We start from the raw sequence: 23035 nt of genomic DNA on the forward strand, positions 1-23035 counted from the left end.
TTATGAACGGTTGGCAAGGAAATGGAGAAGGGGGCGCCTTCTCCATCAATGAATTCATGTGAGCCTGTTAAGGCATTAATGGCTGACCTTGATATGGTTCTTCGGCGCAACCTTGTGTGAAAGCAATTCCGAGATTGTAACGAACGAGTATCCGCGTTTTTTTAGCTCGGGGAGAATGATTTTTAATGCTTCCGTGGTTTGATTGCTGTTATGGACAAAATCATGCATCAAAATAATATCGCCATTCCTAGCATTGTTCAGCACCTTGTTCGCGATCCGCGAGACACCGGGGGATCTCCAATCATTCGTGTCCTGGTGCCAAGACCAAAGCACCATCTGTAAATGATGTTCCTTGGAAAGATGAATGATCTTTTCATTATAGTAGCCTCCAGGTGGCCGGAAGAGCACTGGCTTTTGCCCCGTTGCCTTATAAATGGCATCCTGGGTCTTGATGAGTTCATCTTCCATAACGTTGCCGGGTAGGCCCTGGAAGGAGGGGTGGCGGAAGGAATGATTGGCGATTTCGTGCCCTTCCTGCAGCTCCTGACGGACAACTTCGGGGTAACGCTCCACCCGGTCGCCGACCAGGAAGAAGGTCGCTTTAGCTTCATATTGCTTTAGAACTTCCATAATTTTTAATGTTTGCTGGGGGTCGGGACCATCGTCAAAAGTCAGGGCCATGTATTTCTCTTCGGTCGGCACCTCCCACACAATGTCGCCCCGCTCCTCATAATAGCTGCGGTCTTTCATCTGAGCAGCGGGGTAGGGAGAAGCTTTAGCCTGCAGCGGAGACGAAACTGCGGACAAGGCAATAACAAGGGCGAGCACAGTTCGTTTTTTAAACATTGATACATTTTCCTCCATTACAGAACATGTTGTCATCCAACGCAGCTGGATGCGGCCATCCTCAAGATTTCTTTATTTTGCTTCACGGGGGTGATTTTATCCAAGGTCGCGGTAAAAAAGGTTTGACATCAGCTCCCCGCCCTGATAAGATAAATTTTGTCTTCACTATATATCTGATCTGTTAGCTCAGCTGGGAGAGCACCATCTTGACAGGGTGGGGGTCAGTGGTTCGAGCCCACTACAGATCATAATTCCTTATAGGACAAGGGTTTTCGGGCAATTATAACCATTAATAAAAATGGTGGTCAATCGAAAACACTTTATCAAAACAGGAAACCACTATTCTAATTGTTTTAAATAACAATAGGATGGTGGTTTTTCTCATGCTTTTAAAGTTCGCCTTAAATGAGTTCCAAAATGATCGTGAGTATCGTAACCTTTCCCCTCGTACTATCTCTAGTTACATGGCATCCCTTGAGGAATTTCATGAATTTTGCGTTAGCCATGAAGTAATTAATCTTGAGGACTGCACCGCTTCCCTTGTTAAAAATTATCTTGTCCATTGTGGCAAGAACCGCAAAAACAACCCAACCACTGTAAACAGCAAACTTCATATTTTGAAAATCTTCTTTAATTACTTTGAATATGAAATGGAGTTGTTCACGGCTAAGACTAACCCAACGAAGAAAATCCCTTATGCCAAAGAAGAAATCAAAATCGAAGTTTTTTCGGACGAACAAATCAAGCAGATTTTGAATTATTACAAACGTTTAAAGCATCGTGACAAAACTCTTTATGCCTATAGGGACTATTTTTTAGTCGTCTTTATGTTAGGTTCGGCGTGTCGCTTAGGCGAAACCGTTAATTTGCGATGGATGGATGTTGATCTAAACAATCAAGTCATCACCGTAACAGGTAAAAAAAGAGTTGCTAGTAGTATCCCAATGACTGATTCGTTAAAAAAAGAATTTCTGGAGTATAAACTGTTTTGTGAACAGCATTTTAAGCAATTACCCGAATACGTCTTTACTTGTCGCAAAGGAAATCAACTCACTGACAATGCGGTTAAATGTATCTTTAAACATCTGAAAGCAAACATGAACTTTAAAAATGTACGTGTATCAGCACATACACTGAGGCATACCGCTGCCCACCGTATGCTTATGTCTGGTGCTTCAGTTGCCTTTATACAGAAGTTTTTGCGTCATGCTAATGTGAATATGACCCTTAGATACTTTGCTTTGTGGGGGAGTGCCATGAAGGAACAGAACGATTTACACAATCCACTAAACACGATGAAATTCTAAGGCGGTAATAACATGACCGAACAAATCAATGACCTTCTGGACACACAAATCAGCCTGAACCGTTTGATCTGGCTCATGGACGATGAAACTTATGACCGTTTGTTTGAACTCACTAGACAGCATTTAAGGCTTGCTAAGGAAGGGATTGAACCTTATACATCCCCTGAACGTAAAACGGCTCTAAAGCAGGAAATTGAGCATCTTAGGACTGAACGAGAATCTATCATCATAAACTATGAAAAAACTATCCAATGGGAGGAAATGAAATGACTACTACTAATATTGTCGTTGATTCTAAAAAGGCGGTTACTGACACTATGCAAAAGCAATACCCACATGTACGCTTTACGCTATCAATTGACCAATGCCAAGGTGAATATTGGATTGAATTAAAAGTGTTTGACTTCCTATTTACCGATACATTAGAAAAGCACCTGAACAAGGTTTCTAAACTTCCTGTTTATGTGGATGATGTTGAATCCACTAAACTGAAAACACAAATCAATGACCGTTGTAAACAACAAGGTTGCCGGGAATTAACTCGTGTAACAGGATGGAACGGGCAACCGATCTATGAAACTTATCATCACGGGATTGACTATAATACAGCACGAATTGAAATCCTAACCGAGCAAATCAACGCAACAATGAAAGAACTTGTTCATGAAGCATCTGACCGCAATACAGTCCTTGAACGGCGTTTGACAATCAGAAAGACGCTAACACAACTAAGACAAGCCAAACGCAAACTGGCTGAACAGCCATATGAGTATATTTCATAATTGAATTGTTCTTTGTTCTAGGCAGGGTTCATACCCTGTCTTTTTATTTTGTACGAAATCACTATTAATACATTATATATTATTTTTATATAAACACCGACAATTGAGAGTACACTTTACCAAAATAATTCGATTCATTGCGAGTTCATATTTCCTTAATTCTATTGAACTTTGCTACCATGGCAAAATATAATCTTTCCTCATTCTCTCCCACCGTTCCATTCAATAAACCGAAATCCCTTGATTTATAAGGTATTCTTAGAGTATCGCTATAAAATAGATAATCGCCTTTAAGGGAACAACGCTTTGGTCTAGTTTTGGTGATGTAATTGTTGAAAACCTAAAGAGAAATATTGATATGGGACTAGACGATGGACATATACAATGCGAAGTATGTGGAACAAGATCGGTAATCAGAGGTAGAAACAATCGAATTTGTGAGACCTGCTGGAAAGACTATAGAAGGGAATATAAAAGAAAAAAACAAAGAGAATACAGGTCAAAAGCGTAATTCCTGTGGACACTTTTACTTTTTTATAAATCCCTATAAACATTGACTTTTTTAACACATCTCAAAGAAATGTCCATGATTGCTTATAAAACATAGCATCAAAAAAACCTTATAAAATAAAGGTTTTCACTTCTAGAAGGATAAATATACTCAAAAACGTAATCGTCTTTAAGGGAGAGCATGTTTCATACCTAATTTCCAAAGTACAGAGGATGATATATGCCCTGCCTTTAATTGTTCAATTTTCACCAAAAACGACACACTTATTGAATCAGAATGTTCAATTATCCCTTTGTTTATAAGGGTTTATTGTACTTGGTCAAGGTCTCCATATGATAAGGGTAATAAAATTAGAAATTAAGACAGTTTAGAAAATACCAAAAAAACCTTGAACTCGTTGCTCCACAAGGCTTTCCAGGCTTTAATCGAATTCTATTTATCAGTAAGGATACAATGAAAAAAGTAGAAGTTTAGAAAACAACAAATAGCCCTTAAACCCCTTACTCCACAAGGCTTCTCGGGTTTTAGTTAAATTCTATTTATCAGTATGGATACAGGTGATCAAATAAGAAGAAAAACGTACCGCTCTTAAGATAAATATAATGAAAAAACCTATATAAACAAAGGGATTTTTGAGTTGACCAAAGGTATACATATGATAGGAGTAATAAAAATAAAAACTAGCGGTTTAGAAAACATCAAAAAACCCTTATGCGGTAAGGCTTTGCAGGCTTCTCAAAAAAAGTTTATATTATGATAGAATACACACAAATTCCAACCGCAAGAAATATTGTGCTGAGTGCTGGAAGGAAATTAATAGGGAACAGATCAGAGATAGAGTAAGAAAGTATAGGAAAAATAAATAAATATAATAATGTAACGGTTTAGAAAACAACAAAAAATCCTTATGCATCAAGGCTTTGGGGTGTTTTCTAAAAAGTTTATATAATGATAGAATACATGTGAATTTTATCTTTCATTGAGTTTATAGCCTACTCTATAACCTGAATGAAGGGTGAAAATCCTTCACTTCCATAATAATATGTATCCAAGTATTGAGATGTTCCATTTCGGAATGTCTCTTTTTTTCTAAATTTTTTTACTTGGATAACTGAAAGGAGAAGTCAAGTGGAGTTTACAGACGAACAAATAGCCATTGTTGAACAACAAATTGCGGAAGCAAAAGCACAATGGGAATCTGATATTCTCAATCCGGTATTGTCTGAACGTGATGACCTACTTCAATATAAGCCGATTGAAAAATCAGTTGCAGAAAAGGCAATTGAGCAACGTGAACGGGAATTGTTTAAAAAGGAACTGTCCATTGAACTTAAAGCCAATGGATTAGAGGACTTTGCCGAGTTTATTCAAGTTTCAAATATGGATGAACTCAAAACAAAAATGGAAGCATTGAACACTGTTCTTGAAGCAAGAAAAGTGAATACTGCCTTTGTTCCTGGTGACAGAAAACAAACTAACCCATATGAGCAAGCAGCAAAGAACAATGATGTTGTCGGTATGATTGGCGCAAAAATCAATAAACTATTCAACTAAAATTTATGAAAAGGATGATCAATTATTATGTTTAAGACAAATAACCTAACTAACAGCGAGTCTATCTCCTTGGCAAAAGAGATTGTCAAAATTGGCGTTGCCGATACACCTCTTACTTCCCTTCTATTTGCTAAAGGGCTGACTGAACGGGCGAACGGTACGGTTCATACATGGAGGGAGAAATCTTACTCCAACGATGCAGATGTATCTGTAATCGAAGGTAACGAGGATGTAAAGTTCTATCAATCTGGACGTGCTGAAATGTCCAACGTGCTGGAACTGTTCCAGAAGGGTGTTAGTGTGAGCGGGACTTCCCAAGCCATTAATATCAACGGTCAAGGCGATATTTTTAGTAGCGAGATTGCAGACCGCCTTACAGAGTTGAAAACCAATATCGAAAAACAAGTTACTAAAGGTGTTAAAAATGAGGGTTCCACTACTCCATTCATTCGCCGTATGGCTGGACTCGAAACCTGGGCTGACCCTGCAAATCTGGTTACTGGTGCAACGGTTGGTAAAATTACAGAAGCAGAAGTAAAAGCAACGGTTAAAAAGTTGTGGGATCAAGGACTTCCAACAGGTGAATACTTTGCATTGGTTAATGCTGACCTGAAGGAGCAAATTGATGCCTTGTACAAAGACAAATACAATTATGTTGCTCAAACGAATGTATTCGGGATTGTAGTTGACGTAATTCGGACAAATTTTGGCAATTTGAATCTTCTGCTTAGTCGCCATGCTTCTGCTGACAAGATGACAATCTTTGACCCTAATGCTCTCTCCCTTGCATTCTTGCGTGATCCACAGTTTGAAGCATTGGCCAAAACTGGTGACAGTGTTAAAGGTCAAGTAATCGCAGAGGGAACACTTAAAGTAGCAAGTAAGAAAGCCGTAGCACAATACACTCTTAAAGCCTAATACATAACATGAGAGAGTGGGGATTCTTCCCTGCTCTCTTTTTCTATTAAATTTTTTTAGGGAGATTATTTCAATGAATGAACGGATGGAGTGGAAAATCAAACGAATCCAAAAAGGCATTAAACAAAACGATGTTGCTAAACATCTAAATTGTAGTTGTACCCTACTTTCTCTATTCGAGAATAACAAAGGTGAAATGTCAAATGAACGAATTAAACATTATAAACAATTCATTAATGATTACTCAAAGCAATGACTAAACTAAGGAAGGTGTCAAAGTGTACGGATTGAATCTGGCTCCCTTTGGTATGGAAGACGGTTAAAGCATCTTTTAATCAAATACACTAAAGGGAGTAACAAAGTCGGAGTTAGATGATTCTTAGCATCTAACATGATTAAACAATTAAAAAGCAAATTTCCAGCATGGACAAATGACCAGCAACAAGGCAAATATGATCTATGTTTATCGAATGATTTAGATTCCCTTCTATCCTGCTTGTATCTGAAACATGTCAAGGGATATGAGATAAATTACTTCTACGACTTCACAGCACTATATAATGCCAATAACACAGGTAAACCATTAATAGGCGTGGATATGGCGTTAGAACGTGGCAAGGTATGGGATAATCACATAACTAAACTAAGCAGATCAGACAAGGTAAACCCTGATTCAGCAAACGTAAATGCTGTAACAGGAATAAGCCGAGATAACTATTACACTAAATATTGTGGCTCTACATTGCTTCAAATCATTAGTTTCTATAATATTCCGCTGCCTTTAAGCCGAGAAGGTAAAATAATACTACTTGCCATAGATAGCACGTTTTTAGGGTATTTTCATAATGATTTTCGGGCTATAAATCGAAACTGGCTGGAACAGTTAGAACTATATGAACTATTACATATGTTGGATTCAGGAATACATAAATCAGAATTTTACAGAGTCAAGCAACAATACAACCTGGACGCACCAATCAAGGTAAACGAAAACGGAATATTAGAAACTGAAATTGACCTTGCAGCCATGCAGGGCTTTTTTGATTTTCCTTTAAGTTTATCAGCAGAGAAATTTAATCAAACATATACCTTTAACCAAACATCAAAATTTGAGATGGACAGAAATAAAGAGTTTAGCAAGCACAATATAAACGGCTTGTTTAGTATCGCATTAACTCACAAAAACAAATTCAAATATACATCAGGGATTAAGGCGGTTTAATAAATGTATATACAACAATGGGCATTTTGACCCTATTTTGTATATACAAAAATCATAGGAGGGTAATTGCTAAATGGGAAGATATGAATTGCATGATTACAATAAAAAGAAATTGCGTCAGATTAGAATATCAGATGCCGAAATGGATTATCTGGGAAATCCTAATTCAGCATGGATGAGGAAGGCAATGATGAATCAAAGATATGTAGAGTTAGTTTTTGAAAAGATCGAACGTGAAGGTATCACGATGGAACAATATATTGACAGTTTGTTTATATATCCAAACGGAGAGCCGAAACCAATTAAACCAGAAGGTAAGTTTAAATTCCTTTTGTATTCGTTCTTTGCTGATAACCGAGATGATGACTATTTTAGAAAAGCATAGTGATTTATTTACTAGAGACAGTTCAATACGGGCTGTCTCTTTTATTATTAAAATTTAAGGAGAAATGACTAAATGGAACGAGATAATAATTTTTTCTACATTTACGACAAGGGACTAGTTAAACATCTGCGCTATGACAAAGGAATTGAGTTTAATTGTACAGGTTTAAATGTTCGGACTCATGACCAATTTTGGCAGTTTACAAAATCGGATGAATTGTATCAGGCGGTAACATCTTTCCTATCCGAACGCAAAAACAAATAATTAAACAAGGGAATAACTTTCAATGGAGGATAATGAATGAAGGAAGTAATTAAAAAACTAAGTGACTTATACATAATTCAGCGTGGACACTACCTAATTCAATATAAAGAGGGATACGGTCAATATAAGACAGGACAAATAAACAAAAGCGGTAAACGTGCTAAGTCATTAGCAGATTGGCAATTTGAGAAACACTTGAATGGTGAATTAACAGTTGGTACATTTGGCGGCAAACTAAAAAGCAAATTTATGACGTTTGATGTAGACTTTCCTTCTGGTTTGGAAATGGCGAAATGGATTACATATAAAATCACTAAGACCCTGGATGATCTAGGGATTCATACATATTACGTAAGTTTCAGCGGCAACAAGGGTTATCATATTGATTTATTCTTTGAAGATTTAATCCTGATAGACCATGCACAGCAATTTTTTGATTACATTGTAAAGAGATCCGGTGTACTCCACTTCTCTGATACAGGAAACAAAGTTGAGTTTAGAGTTACCGACAAATTAGGCGTTAAATTACCACTTGGAACACATCAGAAGACAGATAACTATTGCGGATTTTGTAACGTTGAAGATGGATTAAAGGTAATGGGCGAGGCACAAAGTGAAGAATATTTATTTACGGTTCAAAAGATGAAATCAGAAACAATCCTAAACATCATTCAAGCCGAGGATGTAGACGATATTGAAACGGCTGAGATGGTTAAGACCGAGGATGCTATAAGCCCACATAAACCATTAAAGAACTATGACCAGTCAGAGGATTATTCAATTGATCGGGCGATTGACCTATTGCAAAACGGATTAAAGTTTAAAGGCAGCCGAAACAATTCACTGTTTTTGATTGGTTTGTATCTGAAATATCAAGGTTTAGACCTAGAGCAATGCAAACTGGAATTGAATAACTGGATGGAGCGACAGAATCCAGAATTGTACTCTACCCCACTTAAACAATGTTACAAAGAAATTGATGCCATGATCAATAACATGTTCAGCAAGAATTATAATTTGAGTGCTGGCAATAAAGATTTAACTGTAACGCTAGAAGAAATCAAGTGGATTATGGAAAATTGCCCAGAGAAGAATCAGAAATTGATTACATATGCCATGCTGATACACTCAAAACGTCATGCAAACGTGCAAGGCGTTTTTTATTTTCCATTTAAGGATATTGAAGCCGCAACAGGAATTGTAGAAAAGACAGTTAGAACACAAGTTAATAAATTAAATGAATTGAATGTCCTAGAAATTAGAGACCGGAACCGGATTCAGAAAGGTAAGGGATTGCAGAAAAAGTTGCCAAATTTGTACCGTTTGAACTTAGTGCAAAATTCTCTAAGTAAGAATGAATCCAAAATATATATGACTCAGAAACAGAATGATATTGAAATGTGTTTGAAGTTCTATTTTACAGATAAGGAATTAAAGAAGATGCTTCCAAGACGACAATTTGAAAGTCTGATTGGTTAATATTTTCCCGATATAGTTCTAATACCTTTAGTTCTAGGGACTTTTAAAGATTCCTAAACTCCCTAAATATATATAAATAATGTATTATAGGTAATTTCGTACAACTTTTATAAAAGGAGATAATTCTACAATGAAAATTAAAATGAAAAAACTAATGACTGAAGGATTCTATGCTCTTGTGATTGCTTGCCTTTATATATTGACCGGGTACATGCTTGCTACTGTATATGTGGCTGTTCGTGATCTGGTTAAGGCGATATATCATCTTTGTATTGGAGGGTAAAGACTATGACATTAAATGAAGTGCTGAAAGGATTATCAAATCGCAAGCAATTATATATTAAATACAAATTTAATCTGTGGTGGATGGATAAAGAACGACCGCTAACAGAGGAACAATTTTTACATATGTGCGACCTGAAAAGCATGGCAACTTTCAAACGATGGGAGCGCACACCGGAATATAAACACGTTGTTTCTTGTGTGTTGGCTGCCAAACAAGCCAATGACCTGATTCAAATATATGAAGCATTGAAGGCAAAAATTGATAAAGACCCTAACCCTAAAGACATTGATATGATGTTGAAGTTGATGAAGGAAATCAATCTACATAACAAAGAAGCGGAGAAGTTTTTCAATCATATTGATGATGAAGAGGATGATTTAGATATTTAGAGGATGGAGCATTTTGCTCCTTCCTGTAAGGGGGTGATGAGTTGGAACGAATAGATATATTCATAAAATCAATCGCTGGCGTTGTGGCTGGATTAGTGTCATGGATGATCGGCGGTTTTGGATTAGTATTTACTGTGTTGCTTGGATTGATGGCGCTGGACTTTATAACTGGTTTTATGGTTGGGATTTATCAGAAGAATATCAATAGTCGAATCGGAACAAAGGGATTATTAAAGAAACTATACATAATATTATTGATTGGCGGCGTGTACTTAATTGAGGTTGGAATATTACAAAGCAAAGGCATTATTACAGATGGCGTTTCTGGTGCTTTTTGCGTAATTGAATTTGTTAGTTTAACCGAGAATGGCGGTAAACTTGGCATTCCCCTACCTAAGAAGGTTAAAGATATAATTCTGGTACTAAACAATAAAGAGAAACAGGAAAATACATAGAACATGCAAGGCACTTCTTCAACCGGGGGAAGTGTCTTTTTGTTGTTCAGAAAGGAGATTAAGTTGAGTACAGCAACAACAAAGAAGAAAAGCAAATTTGATATTGTAATGGATGATTTTAAACTGTTTTCACGTAACTTTGTGAAGATCGTTGACAATGAAGGTAATACAATCCCATTTATTTTGAATAAGGAACAATCAGACTTTATTGACCAGATGAGCAAGTTTAATATAATCGCCAAAAGTCGACAAATTGGTTTTTCGACAATGTCGCTCGGACTCGCCCTTTTTAATGCTGTCAAATACCCCAATACCAGTTACATGATCGTTTCATTATCTGGGGAATCAGTCACCGCACTATTTGAACGGTTAAAGTTCATGAATGATAACCTTCCAAGGGAGAAATATAAATTCCCTGATACGGTTCGGGATAATCGGGGGGAACTGTTACTTTCAAATAACTCACGGGTTCAGATAGCGGCATCAGATGGTAAACAAATTGGACGAGGAAATACATATCAGTTTGTATTGTTGTCAGAGTTTGCTTTTTATGGTGGAGATCAATCAAAGGTATTGACCAGTGTTGAGCAGTCACTAGCCAAGAATCCAACCAGTAAACTCGTGATAGAAACAACTGCCAACGGAACCGGCAACTATTACTATGACCTTTTCATGAGGTCGTGGAAAGGTAAAACGAACTACAAAGCGTTCTTCTATGGTTGGACAAGTGATGCATATAAAGAACAATTTAAATTTGAACACGATATAGCAGAAGAATGGTACAGAAGCCAAAACAAAGGGAAACGGCTAAGTAAAGACGATTTAACCAAAGAAGAACAGCGGATTTATGACATGGGTGCAAATTTGCGCATGTTAATGTGGCGGCAGTGGAAACTGTCCAGCATGAGTTTAACGGACTTTCAGACCGAATTTCCATCATATCCAGAAGAAGCATTTAAAACCAGTGGACAGAATGTTTTTTCCCAAGCCAAGATTTTAGAACGTTTGGAAAATATCCCTGAACCATTAACAAGGGACGAACTCAAAGGTGAATTGCCTGAAAGTCTGATGAAATATATAGGTAAAGGTTTGAGTGTCTACCATTTACCTAAACGTGGTGTGAGATACTACGGTGGAAGTGATATTTCAAGCGGTTCAGGTGGAGATTCATCTACTTTATCGCTAATGGATGCCGATGGTGTCCAAGTATTAGCGTTTAATCATAATAAAGTAAGTGTTTATGAGATGGCAGAAGTATTGAATACCATATGCAGATGGTTCAATTATGCTTATTTAGCCGTGGAGAAGAACAGTTTCGGACTTCCTGTAATTGAACGACTTAGAAATGATCACGGGTATCAAAACCTTTATAAACATAAAACCTTTGACAAAAAAGGTAATAGGAAACTTGCTTTAGGATGGCTTACAACTGAAACAAGTAAGGCAATTCTAATAAGCGATTACAAAGAATCATTTGAGAAGGGTTTAATCCTGATTAACGACAGGGAAACCCTTCAGCAAATGATTCTTTTTATTGAGGTAAACGGCAAAATGGGAAATAAGCGTGGAGATAAAAACCATGATGACATGGTAATTGCGGCGGCTTTATCAGTTCAAGCAAGAAAGAATAATAAATGGTATGTATAAAGGAGTTGTATAAATGGGAACTATTAATGATTTTATAAGCGATTACGGATATAACAATGATTGGTTTGTTGAATTTGTCAATGATACAGTGAACCAACAGCGAGTGAATAAAGTGCTGGATGTCAAAGAGTATTTAGCAGGTAAACATGCCATAAACAAGCGACCGCCAGAGATGTTTAATAATAAGCCATTTATCCCAAGAAAGATTGTTCTCTCCTATGCTAAACGGTTGCTTGAGTTTGGGACGGCGTATCTGATCGGTAATAAGGTTACTCTAACTGGCAATGAGAAGGTTGTAAATGCTGTATCAGCGATTTATAAGAACGGCTATGATAAGATCAATTTTGACATTGTACATAATGTAAATCGCTTCGGAAACAGTTATGAGTACACATATATTAAGGATGGCAAGATTACCAGCAAACTAATTGATGCAGCAGATAGTTTTCCGGTGATTGATTCAGAAAATGAATACATTGCTTTCGTCGAGAGTTACACAACGGCAAATAATGTTAGTGTTTATAATGTGTATTATCCTGACCGAGTTGAGAAATACAGTAATGCTGGCGGTGATCTGCATCATAGGGGAACATATAATAATCTAACTGGTTTGCCTGTAATATATCGGAATGATAATCCTATTGATGATGTGTTTGGTAGAAGTGATTTAGATGATTATATGAGTATTCTGGATTCGATGGAAGATCTCTTGTCCCGTAGTGTGGATGCCTTCTATAAATATATAACTGGGATTCCAGTGGTTACTGGACAACAATTAAAGGGCGATGGATTACCGACTGAAATTGTTGGCGGTGGCTTGGTATTAGATAGTGATTCAACGTTTGAGTTTATACAGAACAAGTTTGATCATGCTGCCTTTGAAACGTTGTATAAACATTTGATGACCAGTTTGTTGGATGTGAGTAGCACGCCTGGCGTTGTCATTGGGAAAGTTGACATTAGCAATTTGTCAGAGGTTTCAATCAAACTACTCTTTAGTCTATCGAACCTGAAAGCAATGATGACCGAGAAGTTTATACGTGAAGGAATGAAACAAAGACATGAGAAGTTTAGACGATTGTTAGAGATGCAGGGTAAACGGTTCACTGATCAGGAATGGGATACACTAGATGTGGCGTTCCAGTATGCTATGCCACAAAGTGAGAAGGATATTATCGATAACCTGTCCAAGTTGAGAGAAATGGGTGCTATTAGTATTCAGAGTATCCATGAACAAGCACCGTATATAACTGATGTGAATAGTGAGATGGTTAGATTAGGTGAAGAAGGAACAAAGGTTCATGTTGAGAGTCAATATATTTAAACAGTTTAAATAAATGATATTGGATAGTTTAGGGATGGACAGATTAAGCAAAAACGTTGATGGAATATAGTATACTAATGGGGGTATATAGTCAAAAGTTTCACGCCTGTTATTATATAATTTAGTATCAGGTACTAATACATTTATATTATATGTATAATAAGCAACCGAATTTTTTACTTTTCATTCGATTTTTTAGCGATTTCCGGTCTTTCTATCCTCTTCCGTCCAATTCCCCGATTCCTAGGCCTATCTGCTATATAAGATACATTGTATACCATATAGACCATTATAGAGAGTAGATAGTGGTCTATTTTTCAATCAATTTATGGTAATTCGGCAGATTTGGCTTCTAATTTGTACTATTTGTATGATCTGATGGGTAGAAGGCAGGGATTCGGGGGATTGAACGGGTATATGACGGTGAATGATTGATGTAAAACTTTATAATATATAGGCGATTTTATAAATATATCCACTACCTCAACTCGAAAATGAGGGGCTGTAGCATACTCAATTACCCATGAATTTAGTTTTAAAAAATGGGAAAATAAAAAATAGAAAAAGGAAAATATCCCCTTATATCGAATGGTTTAGATGAAAGTAATAATTCAATATAAGGGGAGATAACATTGGAAATAAAACCATCCAAAGGTGAGAAGATTTTTTTATGGATTGTGGGAATCATTTTATTCATTATTGCTTCAATGATATTTAATTAAAATGAAAGATGGAAAAGTGACCCCAGCAGCAGTATTGATCATCTTTATAATCTTGATGCTAATAACAGCAGCACTTTGGTTTATCCCTGCAGGCGCACGGAGATTTTTTATACTCATAGAATTTTTCACAATGCTATACTCTGTTTCAAAAGTAAGTCGCTAATATGCAAGAATAGTCCTCCTAGACCACTATCCTATTATTTCTCTAATTCCATAGACCTAATTTGTCGATAATGATATGATTATGGAAAATATTAGGTTTGGGGGAATGTGGGAATGAGGAAGAAAAAAGTGATTATTTTATCTCTTGCGATTATTACAGTTTTAATCGTAATTGTATTATCTGTTTTTTTAATTCAATTTAATCAAGAAGAGAAAGAATCTCAATACATAGTAAATGCACAATCAATTGTATATCAAATGTCAACTAGCATCATTAAAGCCTCTGAAGTATCGAGTTATTATTTAGGTTTTTGGGAACACTTTAATGAAAGTAAGAATGGAATTATCATTCAGGATAACAAAGGAAAGTCAACTAACTATAAAAATATAAATGATTTGATTTCAAGTAGGGTTAAATATAAACAACCAGTCATTGAGGAGTTAGTTGATGAAAAGAATTCCATTTATAAAAAACTTAAAGAATTGAATAATCCACCAAAGAAATTTGAGGATGCCTATAATTTGCTCGTTGAGATGTTTCAACTTTATTCCGATGCTATTGATAATGCAAAGAGTCCATCAGGTAGTTATGTTTCATTTACACAAAGTGTAGAAAACATTTTATCCAATTTCACAAAAAAACATGAAGAGTATAATTTGAAATACTAATACTAATTAATATTCTAACCGCCAATCAGGGCGGTTATTTCTTTCCCTAAAACTCAGTCGCATTCTGCGATTGACTTCAAAACTCAATAACGAAACGTTATCCACTAAATTAAAGGAGCAATCAAAATGAATAATCTCGAACGTTTAAAATTAGAAACAAAAGGAATTACCCTATCACCGGAAGAGTTATCTGTCTACTTAGCCGAGGAAGGTATTACTAATCCAGACGCTGAATATGATGCTTCATCCAGTACATCCAAACGAAAAATATATGCCGCTGCTCTTTCTATTTTGAATAGTGTGGCAAATAATATCTCGCTAATGAAAAATTATAAAGAAGATGATATTTCTGTTTCGGATTTCTCAGAATCCCTTTCTCAGCGCATAGACCAACTTGAACGTAAACTTAGAAGCATGGCGATAAACGAATCAGAAACTGGTTCTAATACGTTTATGTTGTTCAATCGCTAAGAGGAGAAGCCGAGAGCGATCCAATTAGAAAGGGTAGGATTGCTGGGTTCTTGAAGGAGTACTGGGCAATTAAGAATGGCGGAGATAGAAAATCAGAAGACCAAAATGGTCCACTGAAAACTTTAGGAGACATTGCAGAATACATAGGTGAATCACAAACCAATACTAAGCGCCTAGTTAAACTCAATTCCCTTATCCCTCAACTCCAAAAACTCGTATCTGCCGGTGTTTTAGGTACTACCGCTGCTGAACAATTGGCATATAGAAAGGAATGTGTAAATGATAAATCTATTTGAAAGTACTACTGAGGATTTTTCTTTCCTACTTGATCAAATGGGCAACGATGTTTTAATAAATGATAATCCAGTTAAAGCCTTGATCACAAACACCAATCTGGAGCAAATATACGATGATCGCCGTATTACAAGCCTATCACCATTTAGCCGTGGTGATATTGTTTTATTTAACGGTAAAAAATACATAGTTATATCAGAAGTCACCGAAAAACGTTATACCAAGTACAAGGGAATTATAAGATTCCTTCCTCATACAATCATAGTTAATTCAGAGAGTCGTTTTTACACTCTGGATTGTTATATTAATACAAGCGATTTGGGTATAACCTCTGGGAAGGTACTTACACTAGCAGATGGCGAGATAACTGTAAATTGTAGTAATTACTCAATAGATTCTGACCTTAAAATCGGTGCTAGGTTCCTGCTTAATGGTGGAGCATGGAAATGTACGGGAGTAGATGATTTTAGTAAGCCCGGAATGGTTGCATTAACCTGTGTTAAGGATTCGATTCTGCCGACAGATGATTTAATTAATGGTATTGCTGGCGGTTTAGGTATTTCGGTTAATATCACAAACAGTAACTTTGATGTGACCATAGACAGCACATATCAATTGACCTGGACAAGCACAAATAACGCACCTGTTCGATTTGAATCGTCAGATGAATCAGTTGCTACGGTTGATGTTAATGGGCTTGTAACAGGGCTTACAACTGGTAATGTGACGATTACAGTCTATCATGCACAATTAGAGCAGATTAAAGACACCATTACTTTAATGGTTAAGGATGTGCCTGTATCATACACGCTTGAGATAACCAGCAGCAGTAAACCGGGAGAAGTCACAAAAGGACGAACAAAAACGTATGAAGCGATTGTTAAACAAGGTATAGATATTGTAAGTGATCAGCCCGTTACATGGAAAATTACAGCAGACGATCAGACATCAACAACGGCATTAGCAACCATTACAAGCCAAACGGGAACATCATGCGTTGTAAGCGGAGTTAATTTGGGCTATGTACAATTAAAAGCAACATTGGTTAGTGATCCGACAGTATTTGCTTGGCAACGGATTCAGGTTAAGAGTGCAATATAGACCACTAATCATAGGAATTTTTAGCGACCACTTTACATTTTTGAATGACCATCTTATAATAAAAATTAATGAAACAATTGAATAGTGGTTACTGATTAATAATGTGGATGAATACTAACCCCTTGCCATATCTGGCTTTCAGTTTAATTGACAGGGTGGGGGTCAGTGGTTCGAGCCCACTACAGATCATACTTAAGAACCCTTACAGCGTAAGGGTTCTTTGTTTTTTTACTTACAGTTATCTTGACGCAAAAATAAGACTTTCCGCAAGCGGTTTGCCGTTCCAGGAATTGAACATAAAGAAGTGCTCGCCACCTTGCCATAGATCGGCACAAGCCAAACGTTCTACCTGGATTGTTGGTCATTGGACTAGTAGTAATGGCTATTTATAAATGGGTCCAGTCTGTAGGTGGCTTGAAGATCGCGTGGATGATTGTCTGTAATGCGCTATTAGCCACTTGGGACTGGGTTAAAATTGGATTTATGACCGGAGTGTATTGGGTCATCGAGCTCTTTAATAAACTACAAGCGGCCTTCAAGACCGTTAGTACAAATATTCAAAATTTCTTCGGTGACATGAAAGCTGGGGTTCTGACGATTCTGCAAAACATGGTCAATGGTGGGATCGACATTATCAATGGGTTTATAAACACTCTGAATAAATTCCCGGGTGTTAGCATTGATCTAATTGATCAAATGACGTTTGGTACAAATGCTCAGCTTGAAAATGAAGCGGCAAAACAACCCAGGAACAATGAATTAACTCAGTATACAAACAAGATTAATGAACTGATCGCCGGCAGAAAAAAGGCGCTACAAGCTATAATAACGGAATCAAGGCATCCACTGCCGCCAGAAATGCTGAGATAGCCCCTGTTAAAGCTGCAAAAGCGTAGAATGATGCGTCCAAGCAAAATAACATTGTGAACAGTAATCCTTTTGTTGATGGTGGGACGATCGACAAAGTAAACAGCGGCGGGAAAATTATGATACTGTCGATATAGGCCAGGAGGATCTAAAGACTATGAGGGAACTGGCAGAGATGAACTATTCAAAACTTCGTGACTCCAACCCCTACGGTTTCAATTGGTGATACGCATGTAAGGAAAGAGTCTGATATAAAATAATGGATCGCATTTCGAGAGCCCTAGAAGAAGATATCTCCGCATCTGCCGCTGGGGTGTATACGTAATGGACAAAGTTGACTTTCACACATATGAAGTGTCCGCGCATAATCCGTTTGAATGTTACCCCGGAAGGTAAATACATCGTTGCGGCTGCTAACGATGACGGAAGGTATGAACTTCACATTAGGCACACTAACGGGCTTGGCCTATCATCTGAGAATAAGAGGACGCTCCTGGAAGCTGTGTCATTTTACTTCAGAGATGAATTAAGCTTGCCAGCGTCCGCGATTTGGGTTGATCTCCCTAACCTATGTGTTAGACCAACCGATCATTTTAAATCGCAAAGTGAAAGAGATGCTGAAGCGGGGGTGTATTGGAAGTAGAGGAATAGTGATCATTATCAAGGACTCCCAAGGTTTATGGGGTCCTCTTTGTTGTGAACATTAAGCGAACCATGAAATTCACGATTCCAAGGGTAACGAACACCAACATTTTTAAGTATATAAAGAAAAACTGCGCATAGTCATCCTCCAATTTTGGAGAGTGAGAATTAAGACGCCACCAGATCAGTTGATCGTTCGACTGACCACAAAAATGTGGTGAGAAACAGTCCACAGTATTTCTAATAGGACTTTTGCTCTCTCTGTCGAATAATAGAAGTGGGAGGGAGGTGAATATATATGATGAAAACTAATAACGAATATGCTGCAAAAGCGGCAATTGAATTAGCTAAACAAAATATCGAATCCACGGATGGTTGGGTTAGTCCTGAGCAAGTTACACAATTTATCGAAGAGGTCTATGCGTTTTTGACAGGTGAAGACAAAGAAGATTGATACACAGGTATACCCCGGCAACTTCCGGAACAGCCTCAATCACTTCTGGAGTTGCCAATTCACCTTTATTGACAGTACGGACAATCATTTGGGCTCCAACAGGCCGACTCTTTAAGAGCCGACTTTCATAAATTCAAACTTCTTTCCGGTGCTGATTTCAGTAAGGGCCAATTAACAGCGATCAGGCAAATCTGTTTTATTGGGATCGATAGATCCCCTTTTGTCACCTTCCATCATGTAATACCCAACAAAGCTTTGCCATCACCATCCACCTCCACATTGAAATTATCCATCCTCTCACTGATTGCACCATTTCACCCTATTATTTCCTAATATTTCATGCGCAAAATGCATGCATACAAAAATTGCTCACAAATGCTCACGGATTTATCAATGTCTGTACGGTTATGAGGGACTGGAAGGACCGCACACCCTTGAGCATCGTCTATGCGTACTTAAACCCATCCTATTTCTTAATTATGCTCTACTCGAACGTTAGGACCGTTACGAGCAAGGTGAAATCTCGCGACATAGCGAGGTTTCCGAACTGCCTGTATTGACTCCCGACCTCGCCTAATTTGGACTCAGCGATAAAAGGTCGCTCGCGGTTTTCCACTCCCGTCAGTTTGACGGGTATGGACTTAGAATCATTTTTATACATGTCCGCTTTGGGACCGGTTTTAAAGTATTATTAGATGTATAATAAAAAAACAAAAAAAGAACACGGGTTCGCAAGGTATCTCACTACCACGCATTGAATCAAATATATATAAATACTGAAATTATGTTATTGCATTTTGTGTTTTTATTCGATATATTATAAAAGTTTGCTTGTAATACCAGAGTTTAAGTTTATAATATGGGTAAACCTTACAAATGATATGAGAGGTAGTTGCGTGGTGAATCAACAGATGCAATTTAGATCATTGATGATTTTTGAAGACGTAAATGTTATGCCAATGGCTGATAACAATCCAAAAGTAATGCTTACACAACCAGTTCTTAATTTCATTGTTCCGTTTCTTCCAACACAATTAAGTTTCAGTATATTCGCCGCAGTTTCTCACTATGAGATCGGAAAGAAGTACGATCTTGAAATTAGAATCATCAATGCAATCAAGAACGAGATGATTGGTGCTTTTCCTTGGGCTATTTATCAAGATCAAGGAGATGCCAGTATAGCAACATCTGGTTTATTCATCTCTAATATTAAAAATCAAATTATTGAAACTGAAGGCAGGTATGATCTGAGGCTTTATTGTGACAATACTGAAATTGGAAGTTGTTTTTTTGAAGTGTTTAAACAAGAGAGAGTGAATATTAATGTCAACCACTGATAGTTTTAATTTGTCGGGTAACGTTGTTGCTAGCTCTTCGGAAGAAAGAAAACAACTTCTGACTAAGGGGATAAATAATTGGACAAGGTTTGGGGTTGGTTGTGTTCTAGTGGGAGTCATGACTTCTTCTGGAGGCATACTCCCCCAACAAATCTCACCTACAGTACGGACGTTGAGTATGGGGACAAGCTATGATGCATATAATATTCGTACAGATGGATTTGTGAGAACCAAAAATTCGGGAATGGGGGCAATTAGAGTGAAGAAGACTCGCCGTAATGTTCCAGTCGGAATGACTGCTTCAATTGAATATCACACTAAGTTGCCAGCCCGTCCACGTATCGATACAGTTGAGAATTACGATATTAGGCCAATAAAACACTCCAATGCATTTACGGAAGTTTCTTTTTCATTAGAATACGGTGGGCGGCTACCTAAGCGGCCTAGAATTTGAGGTGTTTGTCATGTCTGACAATTGGTATGAAATAGTAAGTGTTGATCAAGTCATTAGTCAAGGTGACATTCTTATAGGTTGTCCTATTATTATTCCCGAATATCCAACAAACTATCCTGATTTACTAAAAGGTAATGTTGCTGAGGCTAAGGCGAAAGTGTATTTTGACGATGTTGTTATTTTAACTCAGGCTTGTTTGCTTGCAGGTCCTGCGGGGCCAAAGGTTGAGATGGTTACTGTTGCCCCTATTGCTGATGTAGAAGGTGATGGATGGGGATTTGTAAGTGACGTAAGTAAAGGTCTGAGACCAGCATATCACCTCCTAAATAAAAGTTCAGATCCTTCTTTTGATATGAATTACCAGATTGTAGACTTTGCAAATATTTATTCTATTCCATATAACCTTCTTGATTCATATAGATTGAATTCTGGACCAAGATTAAGGCTAAAAAGTCCTTATGTGGAGGAATTGTCACAAAGATTTGGAATGTTTTATTCTAAAGTTGGACTGCCTAATAATACAATTGATATGGAAGAGTTAAAACATATCTCCAAAAAATGATTAAATAACTAAACTGAGCTTTCTACATAACTATAAATTTATTAAAGCCCACTAACCTTGGTCGGTGGGCTTTTTAATATAAGTTCGGATTTCACTACTTGTTATAAATCCAGCATGGATACAAGTTGTGCCAGAAAAAGTACTGATCATTTCTTCACTTAACATAAATCTCCGGAGCTAAGGCCCAAAAAGTTTTACCATTGAAGGTTATCCTAACCCCGTCAAAGTTAGACCCTTTGTATGGTCTAGCTACAAAATCATATGACCAATAAAGAAACTGTAGAATTCCCCCCAAACCCAGAACCACCTGCATTGCTATCCTTAAAGGCGTTGTTATAGTTACCTCCGTGCAACTTATCATTTTTCGGAAATACAATTAGCTCCCGGAAAGCTACAAAACTACCTTTCTCACTAAATATATAAGCAGGGTTAAAATTCTTACCGATAAACACCTTATAGTACGGATACTCAGGTTTGAACTGGTCTACAATGATAAGTCTATTCAGGTTTGCATTGCCTAGACTGCTATTTAATGTTCCAGAAAACTTACGAAAGTCCTTAAACTCCTTGAGATAGTCCTGCTGTGATTGTATTACGAACCCAAGGGACTCAACGTTCGTGCCAGTCAATCCGATCTTACGCATCTCATTGAGTAATTGGATTGTTGTAGGATCTTTCTTCTGAGCTTCTTCGTAACGCAAGAGAATAGCGGCTACTTCAGCACGACTAGTCTTATTACTCGGACCGAAACTTCCGTCCGTATAACCATTCATCAATCCAGTTGCGATAATTTGCGCTACGACACCGTTGTCGTTTTTGTCCAGGCCTCCTTTATAAAACTCAGTCACCGGAACCACTGTGTCAGCCATGTCCTGAATTGCCTGTCCATAATCTGGGTTGGCTTTACTCAAACCAGCAGATAACCATCTAGCCATCTCTATACGAATCATAGACTGTGTAGGTTTGAATCCAGCAGCATATGTACTTTGATTAATGAACCCTTTATTAATTAATTTCATCAATGATTCCTTCTTCACTCCACTCACCTTTTGTGTCAGTGAACGTAATAGCGAGGACGACAGTGAAGCTAAAATTGCTTACTATGCTATCCATACATTCAATGTAATAATATAAGAAAAAACTACCAAAAAGTGAAATAAAAATAGTTCATCCCGTAAAAATATGGTAGTATGTTATGGGTGATATTACCTATTTTAGGGAGGAAACGAAATGAAAAAAATGCTTTATCTTGTTGTTGGTGTGATTATTGGTGCTTCTGTAGGATTTGGGTCTACTTCCTTCGCGGCTGTAAAGCAGTTCATTCTGACGGAGTTTAATAGACCCGTTGTTGTTAATGGTGTAATCTACAAAGATGCACAAAATCCAATTTTGAATTATAACGGAAAGACGTATTTACCACTTGCAAAAATTGGCGATTTAACAGGTGTTAATTACAAGTGGAACGCTGAAAAAAAACAAGTGGAAATTGGCTCTGGAACTTCACAATCTGGCGATTCTCTGACGTATATTATTAATGATGGGAAGTTGACCACGATTGAGGGTGAAACCGCTGAACAAAAAGCCATTAGAGAGTTTACCGAAAATAATAAACCTAAAGTTGTAGAACCGTTCGGGTTAGTTAATGAAGAAGGTTGGATTTTTTTATATGTAAAAGATAAAAACGGAAAGACACAAAAGCTTGACGACAACGACGATCCCGATTTTTCTATTTATACAGGAAAAAGACCGAATATCACTAAAGGATGGCTTAATAAAAAGTTACTTGAAACATTATACGGTGCTGATGTTTTCAAACAAGATTTCACGAGTATTGAAACAAAGGAAGTTGACGGAATTACATACTATAAAATTGAAAATCTAATAAGTAAGGGTATTTTGAAATAGAAATCTCTATATAATTTTACAGGTTG

Annotated in this window: 25 protein-coding genes and 1 tRNA gene; 24 read left to right on the forward strand and 2 right to left on the reverse strand. The window is 37.2% G+C overall.

Annotation, left to right across the window (positions count from 1 at the left end; all coding sequences use genetic code 11):
• Positions 1–75: 75 nt before the first annotated feature.
• Complete coding sequence (locus KJS57_RS04210; RefSeq protein WP_213653886.1) at positions 76–846, reverse strand: polysaccharide deacetylase family protein; 771 nt, start codon at positions 844–846, stop codon at positions 76–78.
• Between the two features lie 175 nt (positions 847–1021).
• On the opposite strand from KJS57_RS04210, the gene KJS57_RS04215 reads away from it, so the two are divergent.
• From KJS57_RS04215 to KJS57_RS04325, 23 genes are all read left to right on the forward strand, one after another.
• Positions 1022–1094 (forward strand) — tRNA-Val (locus tag KJS57_RS04215).
• Between the two features lie 135 nt (positions 1095–1229).
• Complete coding sequence (locus KJS57_RS04220; RefSeq protein ID WP_213653887.1) at positions 1230–2153, forward strand: tyrosine-type recombinase/integrase; 924 nt, start codon at positions 1230–1232, stop codon at positions 2151–2153.
• Between the two features lie 12 nt (positions 2154–2165).
• Entirely contained in the window at positions 2166–2423 is a 258-nt protein-coding gene (locus tag KJS57_RS04225) for a hypothetical protein (RefSeq protein WP_213653888.1), read from the forward strand.
• Positions 2420–2935, forward strand: coding sequence for a hypothetical protein (locus tag KJS57_RS04230; RefSeq protein WP_213653889.1), 516 nt, complete (start codon positions 2420–2422; stop codon positions 2933–2935). The genes KJS57_RS04225 and KJS57_RS04230 overlap by 4 nt, the downstream gene beginning before the upstream one ends.
• Before the next feature lie 1639 nt (positions 2936–4574).
• Complete coding sequence (locus tag KJS57_RS04235) at positions 4575–5000, forward strand: hypothetical protein (protein ID WP_213653890.1); 426 nt, start codon at positions 4575–4577, stop codon at positions 4998–5000.
• Positions 5001–5027: 27 nt separating this feature from the next.
• Positions 5028–5918, forward strand: coding sequence for an SU10 major capsid protein (locus KJS57_RS04240; protein WP_213653891.1), 891 nt, complete (start codon positions 5028–5030; stop codon positions 5916–5918).
• A 391-nt stretch (positions 5919–6309) separates the two neighbouring features.
• Positions 6310–7140: a hypothetical protein gene (locus KJS57_RS04245; protein WP_213653892.1), complete on the forward strand. Its 831-nt coding sequence runs from the start codon at positions 6310–6312 to the stop codon at positions 7138–7140.
• 73 nt (positions 7141–7213) lie between these two features.
• The gene (locus KJS57_RS04250) at positions 7214–7525 is read left to right on the forward strand and encodes a hypothetical protein (protein ID WP_213653893.1); all 312 of its coding nucleotides are present in this window, start codon (positions 7214–7216) and stop codon (positions 7523–7525) included.
• A 72-nt stretch (positions 7526–7597) separates the two neighbouring features.
• A complete protein-coding gene (locus KJS57_RS04255) occupies positions 7598–7789 on the forward strand; it encodes a hypothetical protein (protein ID WP_213653894.1) in 192 nt (63 codons plus the stop codon).
• Positions 7790–7825: 36 nt separating this feature from the next.
• Positions 7826–9268 (forward strand): TOTE conflict system archaeo-eukaryotic primase domain-containing protein, encoded by a 1443-nt coding sequence (locus tag KJS57_RS04260; RefSeq protein ID WP_213653895.1) that lies wholly within the window; start codon positions 7826–7828, stop codon positions 9266–9268.
• Positions 9269–9398: 130 nt separating this feature from the next.
• A complete protein-coding gene (locus KJS57_RS04265) occupies positions 9399–9551 on the forward strand; it encodes a hypothetical protein (RefSeq protein ID WP_213653896.1) in 153 nt (50 codons plus the stop codon).
• Between the two features lie 5 nt (positions 9552–9556).
• Entirely contained in the window at positions 9557–9943 is a 387-nt protein-coding gene (locus KJS57_RS04270) for a hypothetical protein (RefSeq protein ID WP_213653897.1), read from the forward strand.
• 41 nt (positions 9944–9984) lie between these two features.
• Positions 9985–10398: a phage holin family protein gene (locus tag KJS57_RS04275; protein ID WP_244861391.1), complete on the forward strand. Its 414-nt coding sequence runs from the start codon at positions 9985–9987 to the stop codon at positions 10396–10398.
• A 63-nt stretch (positions 10399–10461) separates the two neighbouring features.
• On the forward strand, positions 10462–12045 hold the full coding sequence (locus KJS57_RS04280; protein ID WP_306434197.1) for a phage terminase large subunit family protein: 1584 nt from the start codon (positions 10462–10464) through the stop codon (positions 12043–12045).
• Between the two features lie 13 nt (positions 12046–12058).
• Positions 12059–13369: a phage portal protein gene (locus KJS57_RS04285; RefSeq protein WP_213653899.1), complete on the forward strand. Its 1311-nt coding sequence runs from the start codon at positions 12059–12061 to the stop codon at positions 13367–13369.
• A 998-nt stretch (positions 13370–14367) separates the two neighbouring features.
• Complete coding sequence (locus KJS57_RS04290; protein ID WP_213653900.1) at positions 14368–14922, forward strand: hypothetical protein; 555 nt, start codon at positions 14368–14370, stop codon at positions 14920–14922.
• 126 nt (positions 14923–15048) lie between these two features.
• The gene (locus tag KJS57_RS04295; protein ID WP_213653901.1) at positions 15049–15393 is read left to right on the forward strand and encodes a hypothetical protein; all 345 of its coding nucleotides are present in this window, start codon (positions 15049–15051) and stop codon (positions 15391–15393) included.
• A gap of 50 nt (positions 15394–15443) precedes the next feature.
• Positions 15444–15689 carry a hypothetical protein gene (locus KJS57_RS04300; RefSeq protein WP_213653902.1) on the forward strand — a complete coding sequence of 82 codons (246 nt, stop codon included), beginning with the start codon at positions 15444–15446 and terminating at the stop codon, positions 15687–15689.
• Positions 15673–16788 (forward strand): Ig-like domain-containing protein, encoded by a 1116-nt coding sequence (locus tag KJS57_RS04305; RefSeq protein ID WP_213653903.1) that lies wholly within the window; start codon positions 15673–15675, stop codon positions 16786–16788. The genes KJS57_RS04300 and KJS57_RS04305 overlap by 17 nt, the downstream gene beginning before the upstream one ends.
• 378 nt (positions 16789–17166) lie before the next feature.
• Positions 17167–17658: a hypothetical protein gene (locus tag KJS57_RS04310; RefSeq protein WP_213653904.1), complete on the forward strand. Its 492-nt coding sequence runs from the start codon at positions 17167–17169 to the stop codon at positions 17656–17658.
• A gap of 937 nt (positions 17659–18595) precedes the next feature.
• Positions 18596–18751, forward strand: coding sequence for a hypothetical protein (locus tag KJS57_RS04315; RefSeq protein ID WP_213653905.1), 156 nt, complete (start codon positions 18596–18598; stop codon positions 18749–18751).
• An 899-nt stretch (positions 18752–19650) separates the two neighbouring features.
• A complete protein-coding gene (locus KJS57_RS04320) occupies positions 19651–20088 on the forward strand; it encodes a hypothetical protein (RefSeq protein ID WP_213653906.1) in 438 nt (145 codons plus the stop codon).
• Between the two features lie 464 nt (positions 20089–20552).
• Positions 20553–21104, forward strand: coding sequence for a hypothetical protein (locus KJS57_RS04325; RefSeq protein WP_213653907.1), 552 nt, complete (start codon positions 20553–20555; stop codon positions 21102–21104).
• Positions 21105–21361: 257 nt separating this feature from the next.
• On the opposite strand, the gene KJS57_RS04330 is transcribed toward KJS57_RS04325, so the two are convergent.
• Complete coding sequence (locus KJS57_RS04330) at positions 21362–22123, reverse strand: S-layer homology domain-containing protein (RefSeq protein ID WP_213653908.1); 762 nt, start codon at positions 22121–22123, stop codon at positions 21362–21364.
• 211 nt (positions 22124–22334) lie between these two features.
• Between KJS57_RS04330 and KJS57_RS04335 the strand changes: the two genes are divergently transcribed.
• Positions 22335–23009, forward strand: coding sequence for a stalk domain-containing protein (locus KJS57_RS04335; RefSeq protein ID WP_213653909.1), 675 nt, complete (start codon positions 22335–22337; stop codon positions 23007–23009).
• The last annotated feature ends 26 nt before the right edge of the window (positions 23010–23035 follow it).

The organism is Paenibacillus vini (genome assembly GCF_018403325.1).
Classification (GTDB): domain Bacteria; phylum Bacillota; class Bacilli; order Paenibacillales; family Paenibacillaceae; genus Fontibacillus; species Fontibacillus vini.

Excerpts from the sequence above, each read along its gene's own strand:
- KJS57_RS04285 (WP_213653899.1), top strand. The coding sequence starts at position 12,059 with ATGGGAACTATTAATGATTTTATAAGCGATTACGGATATAACAATGAT.
- KJS57_RS04295 (WP_213653901.1), top strand. The coding sequence starts at position 15,049 with ATGAATAATCTCGAACGTTTAAAATTAGAAACAAAAGGAATTACCCTA.
- KJS57_RS04220 (WP_213653887.1), top strand. The coding sequence starts at position 1,230 with ATGCTTTTAAAGTTCGCCTTAAATGAGTTCCAAAATGATCGTGAGTAT.
- KJS57_RS04255 (WP_213653894.1), top strand. The coding sequence starts at position 7,598 with ATGGAACGAGATAATAATTTTTTCTACATTTACGACAAGGGACTAGTT.
- KJS57_RS04330 (WP_213653908.1), bottom strand. The coding sequence starts at position 22,123 with ATGAAATTAATTAATAAAGGGTTCATTAATCAAAGTACATATGCTGCT.
- KJS57_RS04260 (WP_213653895.1), top strand. The coding sequence starts at position 7,826 with ATGAAGGAAGTAATTAAAAAACTAAGTGACTTATACATAATTCAGCGT.
- KJS57_RS04265 (WP_213653896.1), top strand. The coding sequence starts at position 9,399 with ATGAAAATTAAAATGAAAAAACTAATGACTGAAGGATTCTATGCTCTT.
- KJS57_RS04270 (WP_213653897.1), top strand. The coding sequence starts at position 9,557 with ATGACATTAAATGAAGTGCTGAAAGGATTATCAAATCGCAAGCAATTA.
- KJS57_RS04240 (WP_213653891.1), top strand. The coding sequence starts at position 5,028 with ATGTTTAAGACAAATAACCTAACTAACAGCGAGTCTATCTCCTTGGCA.
- KJS57_RS04315 (WP_213653905.1), top strand. The coding sequence starts at position 18,596 with ATGATGAAAACTAATAACGAATATGCTGCAAAAGCGGCAATTGAATTA.
- KJS57_RS04225 (WP_213653888.1), top strand. The coding sequence starts at position 2,166 with ATGACCGAACAAATCAATGACCTTCTGGACACACAAATCAGCCTGAAC.
- KJS57_RS04305 (WP_213653903.1), top strand. The coding sequence starts at position 15,673 with ATGATAAATCTATTTGAAAGTACTACTGAGGATTTTTCTTTCCTACTT.
- KJS57_RS04290 (WP_213653900.1), top strand. The coding sequence starts at position 14,368 with ATGAGGAAGAAAAAAGTGATTATTTTATCTCTTGCGATTATTACAGTT.
- KJS57_RS04325 (WP_213653907.1), top strand. The coding sequence starts at position 20,553 with ATGTCTGACAATTGGTATGAAATAGTAAGTGTTGATCAAGTCATTAGT.
- KJS57_RS04245 (WP_213653892.1), top strand. The coding sequence starts at position 6,310 with ATGATTAAACAATTAAAAAGCAAATTTCCAGCATGGACAAATGACCAG.
- KJS57_RS04230 (WP_213653889.1), top strand. The coding sequence starts at position 2,420 with ATGACTACTACTAATATTGTCGTTGATTCTAAAAAGGCGGTTACTGAC.
- KJS57_RS04335 (WP_213653909.1), top strand. The coding sequence starts at position 22,335 with ATGAAAAAAATGCTTTATCTTGTTGTTGGTGTGATTATTGGTGCTTCT.
- KJS57_RS04250 (WP_213653893.1), top strand. The coding sequence starts at position 7,214 with ATGGGAAGATATGAATTGCATGATTACAATAAAAAGAAATTGCGTCAG.
- KJS57_RS04310 (WP_213653904.1), top strand. The coding sequence starts at position 17,167 with ATGGCTATTTATAAATGGGTCCAGTCTGTAGGTGGCTTGAAGATCGCG.
- KJS57_RS04210 (WP_213653886.1), bottom strand. The coding sequence starts at position 846 with ATGTTTAAAAAACGAACTGTGCTCGCCCTTGTTATTGCCTTGTCCGCA.